Origin of the sequence: Vogesella fluminis, assembly GCF_014652335.1 — a bacterium.
GTDB classification, from domain to species: domain Bacteria; phylum Pseudomonadota; class Gammaproteobacteria; order Burkholderiales; family Chromobacteriaceae; genus Vogesella; species Vogesella fluminis.
The window spans coordinates 26,543-43,785 of the sequence record NZ_BMYP01000003.1 but is presented as its reverse complement, the minus strand read 5'-3'; the positions used below and the strand labels follow the sequence as shown (position 1 = coordinate 43,785).

General features: G+C 66.4%; 15 protein-coding genes. 10 read left to right on the top strand and 5 right to left on the bottom strand.

Annotated features, from left to right (window positions below):
* Window positions 1-274 precede the first annotated feature (274 nt).
* The 9 genes from rsxA (at window position 275) to dbpA (ending at window position 9,326) form a co-directional block, all read left to right on the top strand.
* Complete coding sequence (gene rsxA / locus IE083_RS01675; RefSeq protein WP_229799544.1) at window positions 275-856, top strand: electron transport complex subunit RsxA; 582 nt, start codon at window positions 275-277, stop codon at window positions 854-856.
* Entirely contained in the window at window positions 853-1,428 is a 576-nt protein-coding gene (rsxB, locus tag IE083_RS01670) for an electron transport complex subunit RsxB (RefSeq protein ID WP_189351905.1), read from the top strand. The genes rsxA and rsxB overlap by 4 nt, the downstream gene beginning before the upstream one ends.
* On the top strand, window positions 1,425-3,212 hold the full coding sequence (gene rsxC, locus IE083_RS01665; protein WP_189351904.1) for an electron transport complex subunit RsxC: 1,788 nt from the start codon (window positions 1,425-1,427) through the stop codon (window positions 3,210-3,212). Before rsxB ends, rsxC begins: the two co-directional genes overlap by 4 nt.
* Window positions 3,209-4,210: an RnfABCDGE type electron transport complex subunit D gene (locus IE083_RS01660; protein WP_189351903.1), complete on the top strand. Its 1,002-nt coding sequence runs from the start codon at window positions 3,209-3,211 to the stop codon at window positions 4,208-4,210. Before rsxC ends, IE083_RS01660 begins: the two co-directional genes overlap by 4 nt.
* A complete protein-coding gene (locus IE083_RS01655; RefSeq protein ID WP_189351902.1) occupies window positions 4,210-4,839 on the top strand; it encodes an RnfABCDGE type electron transport complex subunit G in 630 nt (209 codons plus the stop codon). Before IE083_RS01660 ends, IE083_RS01655 begins: the two co-directional genes overlap by 1 nt.
* Window positions 4,836-5,558, top strand: coding sequence for an electron transport complex subunit E (locus IE083_RS01650; RefSeq protein WP_189351901.1), 723 nt, complete (start codon window positions 4,836-4,838; stop codon window positions 5,556-5,558). The genes IE083_RS01655 and IE083_RS01650 overlap by 4 nt, the downstream gene beginning before the upstream one ends.
* Window positions 5,555-6,187 carry an endonuclease III gene (nth, locus tag IE083_RS01645; RefSeq protein WP_189351900.1) on the top strand — a complete coding sequence of 211 codons (633 nt, stop codon included), beginning with the start codon at window positions 5,555-5,557 and terminating at the stop codon, window positions 6,185-6,187. The genes IE083_RS01650 and nth overlap by 4 nt, the downstream gene beginning before the upstream one ends.
* 71 nt (window positions 6,188-6,258) lie before the next feature.
* Entirely contained in the window at window positions 6,259-7,734 is a 1,476-nt protein-coding gene (locus tag IE083_RS01640) for a DegQ family serine endoprotease (protein WP_229799543.1), read from the top strand.
* A 209-nt stretch (window positions 7,735-7,943) separates the two neighbouring features.
* Window positions 7,944-9,326 carry an ATP-dependent RNA helicase DbpA gene (dbpA, locus tag IE083_RS01635; RefSeq protein WP_189351898.1) on the top strand — a complete coding sequence of 461 codons (1,383 nt, stop codon included), beginning with the start codon at window positions 7,944-7,946 and terminating at the stop codon, window positions 9,324-9,326.
* Between the two features lie 70 nt (window positions 9,327-9,396).
* Here dbpA and IE083_RS01630 read toward each other — a convergent pair whose 3' ends face one another.
* Both IE083_RS01630 and IE083_RS01625 read right to left on the bottom strand, forming a co-directional pair.
* Window positions 9,397-10,986 carry a response regulator gene (locus IE083_RS01630; RefSeq protein WP_229799542.1) on the bottom strand — a complete coding sequence of 530 codons (1,590 nt, stop codon included), beginning with the start codon at window positions 10,984-10,986 and terminating at the stop codon, window positions 9,397-9,399.
* Between the two features lie 169 nt (window positions 10,987-11,155).
* The gene (locus IE083_RS01625; RefSeq protein WP_189351897.1) at window positions 11,156-12,055 is read right to left on the bottom strand and encodes a LysR family transcriptional regulator; all 900 of its coding nucleotides are present in this window, start codon (window positions 12,053-12,055) and stop codon (window positions 11,156-11,158) included.
* A 96-nt stretch (window positions 12,056-12,151) separates the two neighbouring features.
* On the opposite strand from IE083_RS01625, the gene IE083_RS01620 reads away from it, so the two are divergent.
* Complete coding sequence (locus IE083_RS01620) at window positions 12,152-13,405, top strand: MFS transporter (RefSeq protein WP_189351896.1); 1,254 nt, start codon at window positions 12,152-12,154, stop codon at window positions 13,403-13,405.
* 3 nt (window positions 13,406-13,408) lie between these two features.
* Here the strand turns inward: IE083_RS01620 and IE083_RS01615 are convergent, their stop codons facing one another.
* The 3 genes from IE083_RS01615 to IE083_RS01605 all read right to left on the bottom strand — a co-directional run bounded on the left by IE083_RS01615 (window position 13,409) and on the right by IE083_RS01605 (window position 17,239).
* Complete coding sequence (locus IE083_RS01615) at window positions 13,409-14,044, bottom strand: YitT family protein (RefSeq protein ID WP_189351895.1); 636 nt, start codon at window positions 14,042-14,044, stop codon at window positions 13,409-13,411.
* A 312-nt stretch (window positions 14,045-14,356) separates the two neighbouring features.
* On the bottom strand, window positions 14,357-15,304 hold the full coding sequence (gene mmuM / locus IE083_RS01610) for a homocysteine S-methyltransferase (protein ID WP_189351894.1): 948 nt from the start codon (window positions 15,302-15,304) through the stop codon (window positions 14,357-14,359).
* A 63-nt stretch (window positions 15,305-15,367) separates the two neighbouring features.
* Entirely contained in the window at window positions 15,368-17,239 is a 1,872-nt protein-coding gene (locus tag IE083_RS01605) for a methyl-accepting chemotaxis protein (RefSeq protein WP_229799541.1), read from the bottom strand.
* Window positions 17,240-17,243: the final 4 nt, after the last annotated feature.

The following is a 17,243-nucleotide window of genomic DNA, read 5'->3' as shown; positions in this document are numbered from 1 at the left end:
CAAGCGGCATCCGCAGCGTTTTTGTCTGCGGTCAAACCGCGCCGCCATGCCGGCCAGCTTGTACCACCATAGCCCATACGACGGCGGCAGCCGACAAAAAGCAAGAGGCCCGCACATTGCGGCCAACGTTGGCCGCAAGTCATTTCGCCAGTCTGTCGCTCATGTCGCCTACCCGGCCGTGACAGAAGCCGGCCACCGACTTAGAACCTGTTCAAGGTTGAAGCGGCACCGGCGAACACGGATAATCCGCGGATAACGCTTACCGGACCCCGGAATGGATTTGCAACACTACTTTTTGCTGCTGGTCAGCACCGTACTCGTCAACAACGTGGTACTGGTGCGCATGCTCGGGCTGTGCCCGTTCATGGGGGTATCCAGAAAGCTGGAAGCCGCCATCGGCATGGGTGCCGCCACCGCCTTCGTGCTGACACTGGCCTCCGGCAGCAGCCACCTGATCAACCTGCTGCTGGTCGCACTCGATCTCGAATACCTGCGCACGCTGTCCTTCATCGTGGTGATCGCCGCCATCGTGCAGTTCACCGAAATGGTGATCCACAAGACCAGCCCGGTGCTGTACCAGTCGCTGGGCATCTACCTGCCGCTGATCACCACCAACTGCGCGGTGCTGGGCGTGCCGCTGCTCAACGTGCAGGCGCAGCACAGCTTTGCCGAGGCACTGGTGTTCGGCCTCGGCTCCGCACTCGGCTTCTCGCTGATCCTGATCCTGTTCGGCGCCATGCGCGAACGGCTGGAAGGCGCCGACGTGCCGCTGCCGTTTCGCGGCACCGCGATCGCGCTGGTCACCGCCGGGCTGATGAGCCTCGCGTTCATGGGTTTCGGGGGGCTGGTGCAATGAGCCAATTGCTGATCGCGGTGGCGCTGATGCTGCTGCTGGCGCTGCTGCTGGGCGCCATTCTCGGCTATGCCTCGGTGCGCTTTAGCGTCAAGGCCGATCCGCTGCTGGACAAGATCGACGCCATCCTGCCGCAGACGCAGTGCGGCCAGTGCAACCATCCCGGCTGTCGCCCCTACGCCGAGGCGCTGGCCGCCGGCAGCGACGACATCAACAAGTGCCCGCCCGGCGGCGAGGACGGCATCCGCAAACTGGCCGAGCTGCTCGGCGTCGAGTTCAAACCGTTTGGCGCGGACGCACCGCAGCCGAAAGCGAAGGCGGTGGCGCTGATCGACGAGGCTACCTGTATCGGCTGCACCCTGTGCATCCAGGCCTGTCCGGTGGACGCCATTCTCGGCGCCGCCAGGCAGATGCACACCGTGATCGCCAGCGAGTGCACCGGCTGCGAGCTATGCCTGGCGCCCTGTCCGGTCGACTGCATCCGCATGATTCCGCCGGGCAGCGAGCTGACCAACTGGCAGTGGCGCTACCCCACCATCCCGATCAGGAACGTCAGCAGCGGGGCCACGCGATGATGCCGCTGTTCGACTTCCCCGGCGGCATCCACCCGCCGGAAAACAAGGCGCAATCCAGCGCCACGCCGATCCGCCAGGCGCCGCTGCCGCCACAGCTGCACGTCGCGCTGCGCCAGGGCATGGGCAACGCCGCGCGTCCCTGTGTCGCCGTCGGCGACCGCGTCGCCAAGGGCCAGCTGATCGCCAGTGCCGACGGCCGCCTGTCGGCCGCGGTGCACGCGCCGACTTCCGGCGTGGTCACCGCCATCGCGCCGCAGCCGTTTGCCCACCCGTCCGGCCTGCCGGAGCTGGCCATCACCCTCGACAGCGACGGGGAGGAGCGCTGGATCGAGCGCCAGCCGCTGCACGACTGGCCGCAGCGCAGCGGCGCCGAAATCCGCGACTTCCTGGCGCAGATGGGCATCGTCGGCCTCGGCGGTGCGGTATTCCCCAGCCACCTGAAGCTCGGCGTCAGCCCGCTGGAAACGCTGGTCATCAACGGCGCCGAGTGCGAACCCTACATCAGCTGCGACGACCGCCTGATGCGCGAGCGCGCCGACGCCATCTGCGACGGCATCGCCGTCACCCGCCATGCGCTGCAGGCGCGCCAGGTGCTGATCGGCATCGAGGACAACAAGCCGCAGGCCATCGCCGCGATGCAGGCCGCCGCTGCCGCACACGGTTTCGGCGTGGTGGCGGTGCCGACCAAATACCCCAGCGGCGGCGCCAAGCAGCTGATCCGCATCCTGACCGGCAAGGCCATCCCGCACGGCGTGCGCGCCACCGAACACGGTGTGCAGTGTTTCAACGTCGCCACCGTCTACGCCATCGGCCGCGCGGTGCTGCACGGCGAGCCGCTGATCAGCCGCATCGTCACCCTCACCGGTGCGGTGGAGGCTGCGGCCAACGTCGAGGCGCTGATCGGCACCCCGCTGGACCAGCTGCTGGCGCTGGCGCGGCCACACCGCGACAGCCACGAAGTGGTGATGGGCGGGCCGCTGATGGGTTTCACCCTGCCCGACCTTGCCGCCGGGCTGACCAAGGCCGGCAACTGCCTGCTCGTCAAGTCGCCGGCGCTGTTCCCGCCGCGGCCGCAGGCGCAGGCCTGCATCCGCTGCGGCGACTGCGCCAGCGCCTGCCCGGTGTCGCTGCAGCCGATGGACCTGTTCTGGTTCGCCAAGGCCAAAAACTTCGACAAGGCACAGCAGTGGCAGCTGTTCGACTGCATCGAATGCGGCGCCTGCAGCTACGTCTGCCCCAGCCAGATTCCGCTGGTCGACTACTACCGTTTCGCCAAGAGCGAGATCTGGGCCGCCGAGCGCGACAAGAACGCGGCCAACCTGGCGCGCCAGCGCCACGAGTTCCGCCAGTTCCGCCTGCAGCGCGACAAGGCGGAAAAGGCGCAACGCCTCGCCGACAAGGCGGCCCAGGCCGCCGCGCGACAGGCAGCCAGCCACAGCGCTGCGGCCAACGTTGTGCCTGCCGACCCGAAACAGGCCGCCATCGCCGCCGCCATGGCACGGGCCGCCGCGCAGCGCGAAGCGGCACCGCTGCCGGAGCAGCACAGCAGCGGCCTGAATGACGCCAAGCAGGCGGCGATTGCCGCGGCGATGGCGCGTGCCGCCGCGCGCAAGGCCGCCGCCGACCAAGCCAAGGCCGCCAGCGGCCAGCCCCCCGCCCCGCCACCAACCAGCAGCGGACTCGACGACGCCAAGCAGGCAGCGATTGCCGCGGCGATGGCCCGCGCCGCCGCGCGCAAGGCCGCCGCCGACGATGCCCGCGCCAACCAGCAACCCGACCCATGACCGCCATCCACTCGACCCATATCGCCAAGCCGGCCACCGTATCCACGGTGATGCTGAAAGTCCTCGCCGCGCTGCTGCCCGGCATCGCCCTGTCCGTCTACTGCCACGGCGTCGGCGTGCTGCTGCAGCTGCTGCTGGCCAGCCTCACCGCGCTGGCGGCCGAGGCCGCCATGCTGCGCCTGCGCGGCGTGGCGGTACTGCCGGCGCTGAAGGACCTGTCCGCCATCGTCACCGCCTGGCTGCTGGCGCTGTCGCTGCCGCCGCTGGGCGGCTGGTGGATGATCGTGGTCGCCACCCTGTTCGCCATCATCGTCGCCAAGCAGCTGTACGGCGGCCTCGGCAACAACCCGTTCAACCCGGCGATGGCCGGCTTTGCGCTGATGGTGGTGTCGTTCCCGGCGCAGATGGCGCAGTGGGGCAGCCCGCAGCTGCCGCTGGACGCCGCCGCGCAGTGGCAGTGGATCTTCCTGCACACGCTGCCTGCCGGCAGCGTGCCGGACGCGATCAGCAGCGCCACGCCGCTGGACGTGCTCAAGACCGGGCTACGCCAAGGCCAGGCGCTAGCCGGACTGCTGCCGCAATCGTCGGCGCAGGGGCTGATCGCGCTGGGCTGGCTGGCCGGCGGCCTGTGGCTATGGCGGCAGAAGCTGATCCCGTGGCAGACACCGCTGGCGATGCTGGCCGGGCTGCTGGCACTGGCGCTGCCGCTGTGGCTGTGGCAGCCGGCACAGTACGCGTCGCCGCTGCTGCACCTGCTGCAAGGCGGCACCCTGCTGGCGGCGGCCTTCATCGTCACCGATCCGGTGTCCGGCGCCAGCACGCCCAGGGGGCGGCTGATCTTCGGCTTTGGCGTCGGGCTGCTGACTTACGTCATCCGCGTGTTCGGCAATTTCCCGGACGGCATTGCCTTCGCCGTGCTGCTGATGAACATGACGGTGCCGCTGCTGGACCAGTACACCCGGCCCGCAGTGTTCGGCCATCGCAAGGGGCGTTCCTGATGCGCCGCCCGTGGCAACAGGCGCAACGCAGCGCGCTGATCCTGGCCGGCTTCGCCGCTACCGCCACGCTGCTGCTGGGCAGCACCTGGCTGGCCACCCACCGCACCGTCGCCGACAACGAGATAGCGGCGCAGAGTGCACTGCTGGCGCAGACGCTGCCCGCGGACAGCTTCGACAACGTGCTGCCCGCCAGCCGCCAGCCGCTGCCGACTGTCATCCAGCAGGCCTTCGGCAGCCGCGAGGCACTGACGTTCTACACCGCGCGCCACCAGGGCCGCGTCAGCGGTCTGATATTTGAAAATGTGGCGCCGGACGGCTATAGCGGCCGCATCCGCCTGCTGATCGGCCTGCTGCCGGATGGCAGCGTGCACGCGGTACGGGTGGTCAAGCACCAGGAAACCCCCGGCCTTGGCGATTACATCGACATCGCGCGCAGCGACTGGGCGCACCAGTTCGGCGGCAAGGGTGCGGCCAACCTGCCGTCGTGGCGAGTGCGCAAGGACGGCGGCGAATTCGACTACGTCAGCGGCGCCACCGTTTCCGCCCGCGCCGTCACCGCCGCGGTTGGCCGCACCGTGGCCGCCTTCCACCGCTACCACGCCACCTTGCTCCCCCGGGACACGCCATGACCACACCCGCAAGCGCCAGCCGCTGGCGCGACCTCTGCCACAACGCACTGTGGAAACAGAACCCTGGCCTCGTGCAGCTGCTGGGGCTGTGCCCGGTGCTGGCGATCAGCAACACCGCCGTCAACGCGCTGGCGCTGGGGCTGGCCACCACGCTGGTGACCACCCTCTCCGGCAGCGCGGTGGCCGCCGCGCGGCAGTGGATCCCCAACGACATCCGCAACCCGGTGTTCATCATCATCATCGCCACGCTGGTAACCTGCGTCGATCTGGCGATGAACGCCTGGCTGCACGGCCTGTACCTGGTGCTCGGCATTTTCATTCCGCTGATCACCACCAACTGCATCGTGCTGGCACGGGCCGAGGCGTTTGCCTCGCGCAACAGCGTGCGCGCGGCGGCGCTGGACGGCCTGATGATGGGGCTGGGGTTGACGCTGGTGCTGCTGCTGCTGGGCGCATTGCGCGAAATACTGGGCAAGGGCACGCTGTTTGACGGCGCGCACCTGCTGCTGGGCGACGCCGGCCACGCGCTGGTGCTGCACCTGGTGCCGGCCGGGGCCAACTACCAGTTCCTGCTGGCGATGCTGCCGCCGGGCGGCTTCATCGGCCTCGCGCTGCTGATCGCCGCCAAGAACTGGCTGGACGAACGCGCCCGCCGCCGCGCCGCCCAGCGCGCCAGCCAGAGCGCATCCCCGATTTCAAGCGTAGCGAGTACCGAATGAACAAAGCCATCCGCGCCGAGATCTTTGCCCGCCTGCAAGCGCAGAACCCGCACCCCACCACCGAGCTGGAGTACGCGACGCCGTTCCAGCTACTGATCGCCGTGCTGCTGTCGGCACAGGCCACCGACGTCGGCGTCAACAAGGCCACCCGGCTGCTGTTCCCGGTGGCGCCGACACCGGACAAGATGCTGGCGCTGGGCGTGGCAGGGCTGGAGGAATACATCAAGACCATCGGCCTGTACCGCACCAAGGCCAAGAACACCATCGCCACCTGCCGCATTCTGCTGGAACAGCACGGCGGCGAGGTGCCGCAACAGCGCGAGGCGCTGGAGGCGCTGCCCGGGGTTGGCCGCAAGACCGCCAACGTGGTGCTCAACACCGCCTTCGGCCAGCCGACCATCGCCGTCGACACCCACATCTTCCGCGTCGCCAACCGCACCCGCCTCGCCCCCGGCAAGGACGTGCGCGAGGTGGAGGACAAGCTGGCACGGCTGATCCCGGCCGAATACCGGCTCAATGCCCACCACTGGCTGATCCTGCACGGCCGCTACGTGTGCAAGGCGCGCAAGCCGGAGTGCTGGCGCTGCATCATCGCGGATCTCTGCGAATATCCGGCAAAACCGTTATGATAGTTTTCACGCAGTTGAAGTTTCGCCGCAAAACCTCATCTGCAAAGTACACCATTAAAAGGAATACCGAGGTGAATCCGTACGCAAGGCTGGTCATCGTGGCCGCCATCGCCGCTGCCCTGGGTGGCTGCGGCAAGATCGAAGGCCTGTTCAAAGACGAAAAGCCGGTTTCCACCGTCGCCATTCCGGCGCAGGCAAACGGCCAGGTCGCCATGCTGCTGCCCGACTTCACCCTGCTGGTGGAGCGCGAAGGCCCGTCCGTGGTCAACATCCAGGCCAGCCGCGCCGACAACACCCCGCGCCAGAGCGAGCTGCCGATTCCGGTGCCGGAAGACGATCCGCTGTACGAATTCTTCCGCCGCTTCATGCCGCCGAACGCGCAGCAGGATCCGGCGCCGCAGGACAGCGTGTCCTTCGGCTCCGGTTTTATCTTCAGCCAGGACGGCTACATCCTCACCAATGCCCATGTGGTCAGCGGCAGCAGCCAGATCAAGGTGATGCTCACCGACAAGCGTGAACTGCGCGCCCGCCTGATCGGCCTCGACAAGCGCACCGACGTGGCGGTGCTGAAGATCGACGCGGCCAACCTGCCGACCGTCAAGATCGGCACCCCGGACGCGCTGAAGGTCGGCGAATGGGTGGCCGCCATCGGCGCGCCGTTCGGCTTCGAGAACACCGTCACCGCTGGCATCGTGTCGGCCAAGGGCCGCAGCCTGCCGGACGAGAGCTACGTGCCCTTCATCCAGACCGACGTGGCGATCAACCCCGGCAACTCCGGCGGCCCGCTGTTCAACCTGAAGGGCGAAGTGGTCGGCATCAACTCTCAGATCTACAGCCGCTCCGGCGGTTTCATGGGCATCTCGTTCGCGATCCCGATCGACCTGGCGATGAAGGTGGCCGACCAGCTGAAGACCAGCGGCAAGGTCAGCCGTGGCCAGCTGGGCGTACACATCCAGGAAGTATCGAAAGAGCTGGCGCAGTCCTTCGGCCTTGACCGTCCGCGCGGCGCGCTGGTGGTTCGCGTCGAACCGCAAGGCCCGGCCAGCAAGGCCGGCCTGCTGGTGGGCGACATCATCCTGCGCCTCAACGGCCAGCTGGTGGAAAACTCGCGCGACCTGCCGCGCATGGTCGGCGACCAGCCGCCGGGCGCCACCATCAAGCTGGGCGTGTGGCGCAAGGGCAGCGAGCGCAATATCGACGCCACCCTGATCGAGCTGCCGGGCGAACAGCTGGCAACGCCGCAGGGCAACAACAGCCCGGCGCTGCCGCAGAGCTACCGCTTCGACCAGCTGGGGCTGACCCTGTCCGAGCTGAGCGCGGAAGACAAGGAGGCACTGGGTGTGCGCGGCGGGCTGGTGATCCAGCAGGCTCAGGGCGTGTCGGCGCAGGCCGGCCTGCAGAATGGCGACGTGATCATCGGCCTGAACCAGACGGAGATCGGCAACATCCGCAGCTTCGAGCGCGCGCTGCAAAACGCCAAGGGCAATATCGCGCTGCTGGTGCGCCGCCAGGACAGCACGCTGTACGTGCCGCTGCGCCTGAACTGACGCCTGCAGCCAGGCTTGTCGCCCTCGTGAACCACCCCGCTGCGGCGGGGTGGTTTGCATTCGGCGCCGACGGCCCCTACTCCAGGCGCCGCAGCAGGCCGACCCTGCGCCCGGGCACCGATTTGCCACCCGCCACCGCCTAAAGGTTGGCCGCAGCCGCCCTTGCTGCTACACTCCGCCCCTTGCTGATTAATCAACGCCAAGTCATTGTGAACAAAGCCAAATTCTCCTCGCTCCCCCTGCCGAAAAACCTGCTCTCCAATCTGGACAGCCTCGGCTACCACAGCATGACGCCGATCCAGGCCGAAAGCCTGCCCGCCATCCTCGATGGCAGTGACGTGATCGCGCAAGCCAAGACCGGCAGCGGCAAGACGGCGGCGTTCGCACTGGGCCTGATCAACAGCCTGAATCCGCGCTGGTTCGGCGTACAGGCACTGGTACTGTGCCCGACGCGCGAGCTGGCCGACCAGGTGGCGCAGGAAATCCGCCGCCTGGCGCGCGCCATCGACAACATCAAGGTCATCACCCTGTGTGGCGGCACGCCGATGGCACCGCAGCGCGCCTCGCTGGAGCACGGCGCCCACATCGTGGTCGGCACCCCCGGCCGGCTGCAGGACCACCTGTTCCGCGAATCGCTGAACCTCAGCGGCGTGCAGACGCTGGTGCTGGACGAAGCCGACCGCATGGTGGACATGGGCTTCATCGAGGAAATCGTCGGCATCGTGCGCGCCTGCCCGCGCCAGCGTCAGACGCTGATGTTCTCTGCCACCTACCCGGACAATATCCGCAAGCTGGCCGAGCAGTTCATGAAGAACCCGCAGCAGGTGAAGGTGGAATCGCTGCACGACGACAGCAAGATCGAGCAGTGGTTTTACGAGATCGACCCCGACCAGCGTCTGGACGTGGTGGCGCGCGCGCTGCAAAGCGTGCGGCCAACGTCGGCGCTGGCGTTCTGCAACACCAAGCTGCGCTGCAAGGAGCTGGTAGCCGAACTGGAACAGGCCGGCTTCTCCGCACTGGCGCTTTACGGTGAGTTGGAGCAGCGCGACCGCGACCAGATCCTGGCGCGCTTTGCCAACAAGAGCACCACGGTGCTGGTCGCCACCGACGTCGCCGCCCGCGGCCTGGACATCAAGGACCTTGATCTGGTGATCAACGTCGACGTCGCGCACGATCCGGAAATCCACATCCACCGTATCGGCCGCACCGGCCGTGGCGACAAGCACGGCCTGGCGCTGACCCTGGTCAGCCCCAGCGACGCGCGCCGCGCCTCGGCGGTAGAGGAATACCAGAAGTCGCCGCTGATCTGGGGCGAAGTCAGCGAGCTGAAACCGGCACCCGGCGGCCCGCTGCTGCCACCAATGCTGACGCTGGAAATCGGCGGCGGCAAACGTGACAAGCTGCGCCCGGGCGACATCCTCGGCGCGCTGACCGGCGAAGGCGGCATTGCCGGCAGCCAGGTCGGCAAGATCATGGTGTTCGAGTTCTGCACCTTTGTCGCGCTGGAACGCGGCATCGCACAGCAGGCGATGGAGCGGCTGTCGGCCGGCAAGATCAAGGCCAAGAGCTACAAGATGCGCTTCGTTGGCTGAATCGCCACTGCCCCGCACCATGTAAAAGCCCGGATCGCCGATCCGGGCTTTTTCGTGACCTGCCGCCGGCTCAGCCTTCGGGCAGGATCTCGCGCCTGGCCAGGATGGTGTTGAAGCCCTGCACCCGTTCGTGGTCCTGCGGCAGCCATTGCATCAGCTGCAGCACCTTGTCCAGGCTCTCCGGCGCGCTGTCCTGCAGCAGCAGCGAACAGGCGTTCATGCCGAGACGGTCGTTGCGGGTTTGCATCGCCACACCGTACAGCATCAGTGCCGCCTGCTGTTTCTGGCCGTTCTTCGTCATCGCCACTGCCTGGTCGTTAGCTGTCTGCAGCGTGGTATGCGCCGCCTCAATCGCCGCGATCATCACCTGGTTGTCGCGCGACAGCGCGGTCATCAGCGTGACGTCCTGGTGGTTTTTCACGAAGCGCAGCGCCAGCTGCTGCAGCCATTCGCCGGCACAGTAACCGTCAAGATCCTGCGGCAGCCGGGCCACCGCCTCGATGAAGCGGGTGGCGTCGCGCCAGCCGGTTTGCGGCTGCAGCAAAAAGGCCGCCGCCTGCTTCAGCAGCGCCATGGCGTCGGTGTAGCGCTTGCGCCCCAGGGCCGACAGCGCGCGACAGACCAGCAGCAGGAACTGGTCGGCCTCGCCCTTGAGCAGGCCGCCCAGTTCCTGCGACAGGCGGTCCATCTTCTCCAGCTGCTCGCCCTCGCTATAGGCCTGCAGCAGGTCGACCATCACGCCGGGGCCGAAGGCGCTGTTGTTACGCCCGATCAGCACCGCTTTTTCCAGATAGGTGGCCGCCTTCAACGGGTCACCGACGTTCAGCGCCGTCTCGCCACAGGCACACAGGCGCTGGAAGTTGCGCGGCGACAACGCCACTGCTTTTTCCAGGATCGACAGCGCCTCCTGGAACTGGCCTCCGTGGGTCAGGTTATGCGCCAGTGCGTCATAGGCATCGGTATAGTTGGGAGCCTCGGCGATGATCTCGTTAAGAATGACCGTACTCTGTTCGATGTCATCCTGCTCCTTCAGGATGCGTACCATGCCCATCTTCGCCCACGGAATCGCCTTCATCGCCAGGATCTTCTCGTAGACCTGCCGCGCCTCGCTGAACTGGTCGTTAAGCATGTAGGTTTCCGCCATCAGCCGCAGCACGTCCATCACCTGCACATTGTTTTCGGCAACACTCTCCAGCTGGCGCAGGATTTGCAGCGCCTGCGGCACCTCGCCGGCCAGCAGCTTGAGATGGGCCGGGCGCAGGAACAGTTTGCGCTGCAGCGCCAGGCGCAGGCGGTCGAACAGGGTCTGGCTGGAGAACGGCTTCAGGATGTAGTCGTCCGGCGCCACCTCGGCGGCGGCGACCACGCGCTCGTATTTGCGCTCACCGGTGATCATGATCCACACCGAGGTCAGCGGATAGGCATTGCTGCGGCGCAGCAGCTCAAGCAGTTCCTGCCCGCTCATGCCCTCGCCCAGGTTGTAGTCGCACAGCACGACGTCGAACTGCTTGCGCCGTATCCGCTGCAGGCCGTCGGCGGCATTGACCGCCGCCTCGGAACGGGCAATGCCGACCTGACCAAGCATCGCGCGCAGGGACTGCCGTACGGTATACGAATCCTCAATTATCAGCACCGTGGTATTTTCGTCGAACGTATTCACGCGTCCTCCTTTGTTTTTCTTATCGTTCTTGCTGCCGTAACAGCATGCTCCAGTGCTACAACCACATGCGGGGTGAGGCTAAAAATACAGCAAAGCCGGTGTTATCACCATAGCCCGCCCCTCTGCCGCCGGCCACAGTTGCCGCAAATCAGGCGCTATGCAGACCCCGCTACGGCGCGGTTGCGGCCAACGTCGGCAACACGCCCAGAAAGGCCGTTACCAGCGGCGATGAATCCTGCTCACGGGTAGCCACTGCCATCGACAGGTAGGCAGCATCGTCGGCAAGAGGGATGTAACACACCCCGTCCAGCTGCACGCAAGACAGCGGCGACGGCAGGATGGCGATGCCCAGCCCGGCGGCGACCAGCGCGATCTGCGTCATCGCCTCGCCGGAGGTCTGCGCAATGCGCGGCTGGAAGCCGGCCGCCTGCGCCAGTTGCCGGATCAGCGCCGGCAGCCCGGTCGACACCCCCGGCGGATAGACGATGAAGCCCTCGTCGCAGAGCTCGGCAAACGCCAGCCGGGTACGCGCCGCCAGCGGATGGTCGCGACGGATCACCACGCACAGCCGGTCGCGGCGCAGTTCGCGACGGGAAACGCCGGGCACCACCTCGTCGCCGTTGTAGCGCACGAAGCCGACATCCAGACGCTGCTGCTGCAACGCGAGGTACTGGTCGCCGCTGAACATTTCCTCCAGCTTGAGGCTGACTGCCGGATAACGTTCGCGATAGTGACGCAGGCTGTCCGGCAGCACGCCGGCCAGCGGCATCGATGAGGTAAACGCGATGTACAGCTCGCCGACCTCGCCGCGGCCGGCACGGCGCGCCTCCTCGGCGGCGGCCTCGGCATCGGCCAGCAGGCGCCGCGCCCGCGACAGCAGGCGTTCGCCGGCCGTGGTCAGCAGCACCCGCCGCTTGCTGCGCAGGAACAACTGCACCCCCAGCTCCGCCTCCAGCGCCTGGATTTGCTGGCTGAGCGGCGGCTGGCCGATGTGCAGCCGTTCGGCGGCGCGGGTGAAGTGCAACTCCTCGGCCACGGTGACGAAATAACGCAGGTGACGCAGCTCCATTAATCGCTTTCAGATATGAATTACCACTGAAATATATATTGGACCATCTGAACGACCAAGCCTAGCATCGGCTGGTCTCCTGCACGGTGCCTCGCCATGACCAGTTATTGCGCTCCCCAGCCGTCCCCTTATCCCGCCCCGCCGGTCGCGCCCATCAGCGGCAAGCTGGTCGCCGGCTCCGCCGCCTACCACCGCACCGGCTGGGCGCTGTTCTGCGCCGGTTTTGCCACCTTCGCCATGCTCTATGGCGTGCAGCCGCTGCTGCCGCTGTTTTCGGCCGAATTCGGCAGCGGCGCCGCCCGCGCCAGTACCGTGCTCTCTGCCGGCACGCTGTCGCTGGCGCTGATGCTGATCCCGGCCAGCCTGCTGGCCGACCGGCTCGGTCGCAAGCCGCTGATGGTGGCCGCCTTGCTGGCCGGGGCGCTGCTGACCTTGGCCGCAACACTGGCGCAGAGCCTTGGCACGCTGGTCTGGTCGCGCGCAGCCTTCGGCATGGTGCTGGCCGGCCTGCCGGCGGTGGCGATGGCCTATCTGAGTGAGGAAGTGGAAGCCAGCTCGCTGGGCAAGGCGCTGGGGCTGTACATCGCCGGCAATGCGCTGGGCGGCATGAGCGGCCGCTATCTGGCAGCGCTGCTGGCCGATGTCGCCGGCTGGCGGCTGGCGCTGGCGGTACTGGGCGGTCTCGGCCTGCTGGCGGCGGCGCTGGTGTGGAAGCAGCTGCCGGCGTCGCGCCACTTTCAGCCTTCGCGCGGCAATCTCGCGCAGCTGTGGCACAGCGGCCGCCGTCATTTTGCCGATGCCGGCCTGCCGTGGCTGTTCCTGTCCGCCTTCCTGCTGATGGGCTGCTTCGTCAGCCTGTACAACTATCTCGGCTACCGCCTGCTGCAGGCGCCGTTCGGCCTCGGCCAGAGCCAGATCGGCCTGGTGTTCCTGCTGTACGTGGTGGGGATCTGGTCGTCGGCGTGGGCCGGCACCCTCGCCGACCGTCTCGGACGGCGCAATATGCTGTGGCTGATGATCGTGGTGATGGCGGCCGGCCTGCTGCTGACGCTGCCGCAGCGGCTGTGGCTGGTGGTCGGCGGCGTCGCGCTGTTCACCTTCGGCTTCTTCGGCGCGCACTCGGTGGCCAGCAGCTGGGTCGGGCGCCGCGCGCTGCAGGCACGGGCGCTGGCGTCGGCGTGCTACCTGACCGCCTACTACGCCGGCTCCAGCGTGATGGGCACCCTGTCCGGCGTGCTGTGGGAATCGCACCGCTGGCCGGGCGTGGCCGCCTGCCTCGGCCTGTTGCTGCTGGCGGCGCTGGCCATCGCGCTGCACCTGCGCCGGCTGCCGCCGCTGCCCGGCGCCTGAGGCTTACATCGCGATGTAGCGGTCGGGACGATGATTGAAACCGATCACCATGTTCAGCGCCAGCGCGCCGAGGATGGAGCCGAACAAGGCCGGCACGCTGACCATGAACAGCGACGCCAGCAGGATCAGCAGATCGACGCCCAGCTGCAGCTTGCCCGCTCGGATGCCGTGGCGATCCTGCAGGTACAGCGCCAGGATGTTGATGCCGCCCAGGCTCGCCTTGTGGCGGAACAGCGCGATAAAACCCATGCCCATCATCAGGCCGCCGACCACGCCGCTGTAGAACGGGTCCAGCGGCCCGAAATGGGCAAACTGCGCGTGCAGCCCGGAAAACAGCGACAGCAGGCTGACCGCGATAAAGGTCTTGATGGTGAACGCCCAGCCCATGCGCTTCACCGCCAGCCAGTAGAACGGCACATTGATCAGCGAGAACACCACCCCGAACGGGACGCCGCTCTGGTAGTGGATCAGGAAGGCGATGCCGGCGGTGCTGCCGGTGAGCAGGCCGGCCTGCTTGAACATCGCCACGCCGAAGGCCACCAGCAGCGTGCCGACCAGGATCGCCAGAATGTCTTCCAGCAAGGTGTGGGAAACGTCGCTGCGTGAATGATCCAACAGGGTATGGCTGGCACTTGTCATCTCAAAATATCCACAATCCAATACGTCAACCGCAGATTGTAGCCAAGCAGGCGCCAATAACAACAAAAACGGATCAAAAAAACCCTTGCCGCAAAAAAACTTGCACTAAAAAATCCCAACAAGCCGTTCCGTCGCAATATAAATGCGGCAACATGCTACAAAAACTGCCCTCTCACGCAGCAATCCGGCAACCATCGTACCTGCATGCCTGCCATCGATCAGCCAGCAAGAAAACACCGCACCACATGGATGATGGCGCGGCGTTCTTATGTGCGTTTGCAGTTGCAGGCCTGGCCAGCCTGCGGCCAACCTTTACCGGCGCTGACCGCGCAGCCAGCCGGCCAGCGCACGGATGTCGTCCGGCGAGGTGCGGCAGCAGCCGCCGATGCAGCTGGCACCGGCCAGCCGCCACTGCCGCGCGGCCTCGGCGAAGGCCATAGGATCGCTGCTGCCGTGCCAGGTCTTGGTCACCGCGTCGTAGGCTTCGCCAGAGTTGGGATAGGTCAGCAGCCGCTTGCCGGTCTGTGCGGCCAACGTTTGCAGCAGCGGCACGATATGGCGCGGTGCGGTGCAATTGACGCCCACCGCCACGATCTGCGGATAGGCTTCCAGCTCGGCCACCGCCGCCAGTAAGGGCGTGCCGTCGCTCAGGTTGGCGTCATCACGGCAGGAGAAGCTGATCCACGCCGCCGCCTGCGGAAAGTCCTGCTGCAGCACGCGGGCGATGGCGCGCGCTTCCACCGCGCACGGAATGGTCTCGCACGCCAGCAGATCCGGCGCGGCGGCCAGCAAGGCGGCAATGCGCGGGCGATGGAAGTCCATCAGCTCGGTTTCACTGCGACCGTAATCGCCACGGTATTCGGAACCATCGGCCAGCATCGCGCCGTACGGCCCCACCGATGCGGCGACCAGCGGCGGCTGGCGACCGGCATGGTTGGCCGCATCGGCCCAGAAGTCGTCGCGCGCCTGCTGCGCCAGCTGCACCGAGCGCTGCATCAGTTCCGCGGCGGCGGCTTCATCCAGGCCGCGCCTGGCAAAGCCGCTGAACGACGCCTGGTAGCTGGCGGTGGTGGCGACATCGGCACCAGCGACAAAGTAGTCGAAATGCACCTGGCGGATCAGCTCCGGCTGCTCGATCAGCACCCGCGCCGACCACAGCGCGTCATTCAGGTCACAACCGCGACGTTCCAGCTCGGACGCCATCGCGCCGTCCAGTACGACCGGGGCATCCTGGAAACGGGCAAAAGGATTGGCAAACATTGAACAGACTCCACAAAAAGAAAAACCCCGGCACAGGCCGGGGCTTGCTGCATGCAAGATGTATCACAGACGGAATTGCGATACCAGTGCCTTCAGCTGGTCGCCGCGGCTGGCCAGTACCTGGATCGTCGCCAGTGCTTCCTGCAGGCTGCTGTCGGTCTGCTGCGCCATCGAGTTGACCCGCTCGGCGCTGCGTGCCATTTCGTTGGTGGCGATACCCTGCTCGGCAGTGGAGGACGTGATTTCACTCATACGGGTCGAGATCTCTTCGGCATTGCCCTTGATCTGCTCTACCTTGCCGGCCGCTTCACGCGACAGGGTAACGCCGGTTTCCACTTTCGCGTTGGTGGCGTCGGCATGGCTGATCGCCTCGCCGGTTTTCTGGATCACGGTATCGATCAGCTCGGCGATCTGCACCGTGGCGCTGGCGGTACGCTCCGCCAGCTTGCGCACTTCGTCGGCCACCACGGCAAAGCCGCGACCCTGCTCACCGGCACGTGCCGCTTCGATTGCCGCATTCAGCGCCAGCATATTGGTCTGGTCGGCGATGTCGCGGATCACGCCGACGATGCCCTTGATCTGCTCGGACTGGCCGGACAGGCTGGACATCACGCCCTGCAGTGACGACACCGCACCGACAATGGATTCCACTTCGTGCGCCACTTCCGCCATCGCACGGTGCGAATCCAGCGAGTTGTCACGCGAACGCGACACCAGCGCCTCGGTTTCGCCGACATGATCGGCGATGTGGTTGATGCTGACGGTGATCTGCTCGATGGTGGCGGCGGTCGACGACAGCTCGGACGACTGCACGCGCGAATCCTGGGCGATCTGCTCCGCCACACGGTTCAGGTCGGCGGCATCCCGTGCCAGCGAATCGGATTCATCGCGCACGGTGAGGAACATGTCACGCAGCTTGGCCACGAACTGGTTGAAGGCTTCGGCAATCTGGCCGACTTCGTCGCGATTGCCAACCGGCAGCGTCTTGGTCAGGTCGCCATGGCCGCTGGCCACTTCGCGCATCGCATTGCGCAGCACCGACAGACCGGACAGCATTTTTGCGACACCGGCGTAGGCAAAAATGCCGGACACCACCAGGCCGATTACCAGCAGGCCAACCATCACCATCAGCAACTGTGTCACCGGTGCCATTGCCGCTGCCACCGGCACCATCACACCGAGGAACCAGCCGGTCTTGCCTACCGGGTACAGCGCGGTCAGGGTGGAATCACCATTGATCGACACTTCTTCGATCTGGCCTTCCTTGCTCACCGCGTTCATGTCGTAGCCGGCCACTACCTCACCGATCTTTTTCAGACCGGATTCTTTTTCCGGGTGCGCAATCACGGTGCCGTCACCGGTTACCAGGAAGGCATAGCCGTCACCCGGCAGCTTGGCGGCAACCACTTCATCGACCACGCGCTGCAGCGTCACGTCTCCCCCGGCGACAGCCACCAGCTGGCCGCCATCCTTGCGCGCCTGGGCGAAGGTGATGATCGGGCGCTTGGTAGCGGCATCGATATAGGGAGGAGATGCGATCGGGCCGGTCGCATCTTTGGCTGCCAGATACCACGGCCGTCCGGTCGGGTCATAGCCGTCCGGCACCTTGGCGGCGCCGGTGAACTGGGTCATGGTCTTGTCCGGCTGGCCGATGTACATGTCGTCAAAACCGCCGGCATCACGCGCCTGGTCCAGTACCGGCTGCAACTCACCGGTACCGAAGCGCGGCAGTGTCGCGGCGACGATCTTCTGGCGAGTGGATACCCACTCGGCAACAAAGCTCGCCTTGTTATTGGCAGCCTGGGTGATTTCGTTACGGATCGCACTGGACAGAGCATCGCTCATCTTCCAGTACGCGACAGCACAGAACATGACCGCCAGCACCGTCAGCACCAGCAGTACGAAGGCCATCAGGCGAGTACGCAATGACATCATGATG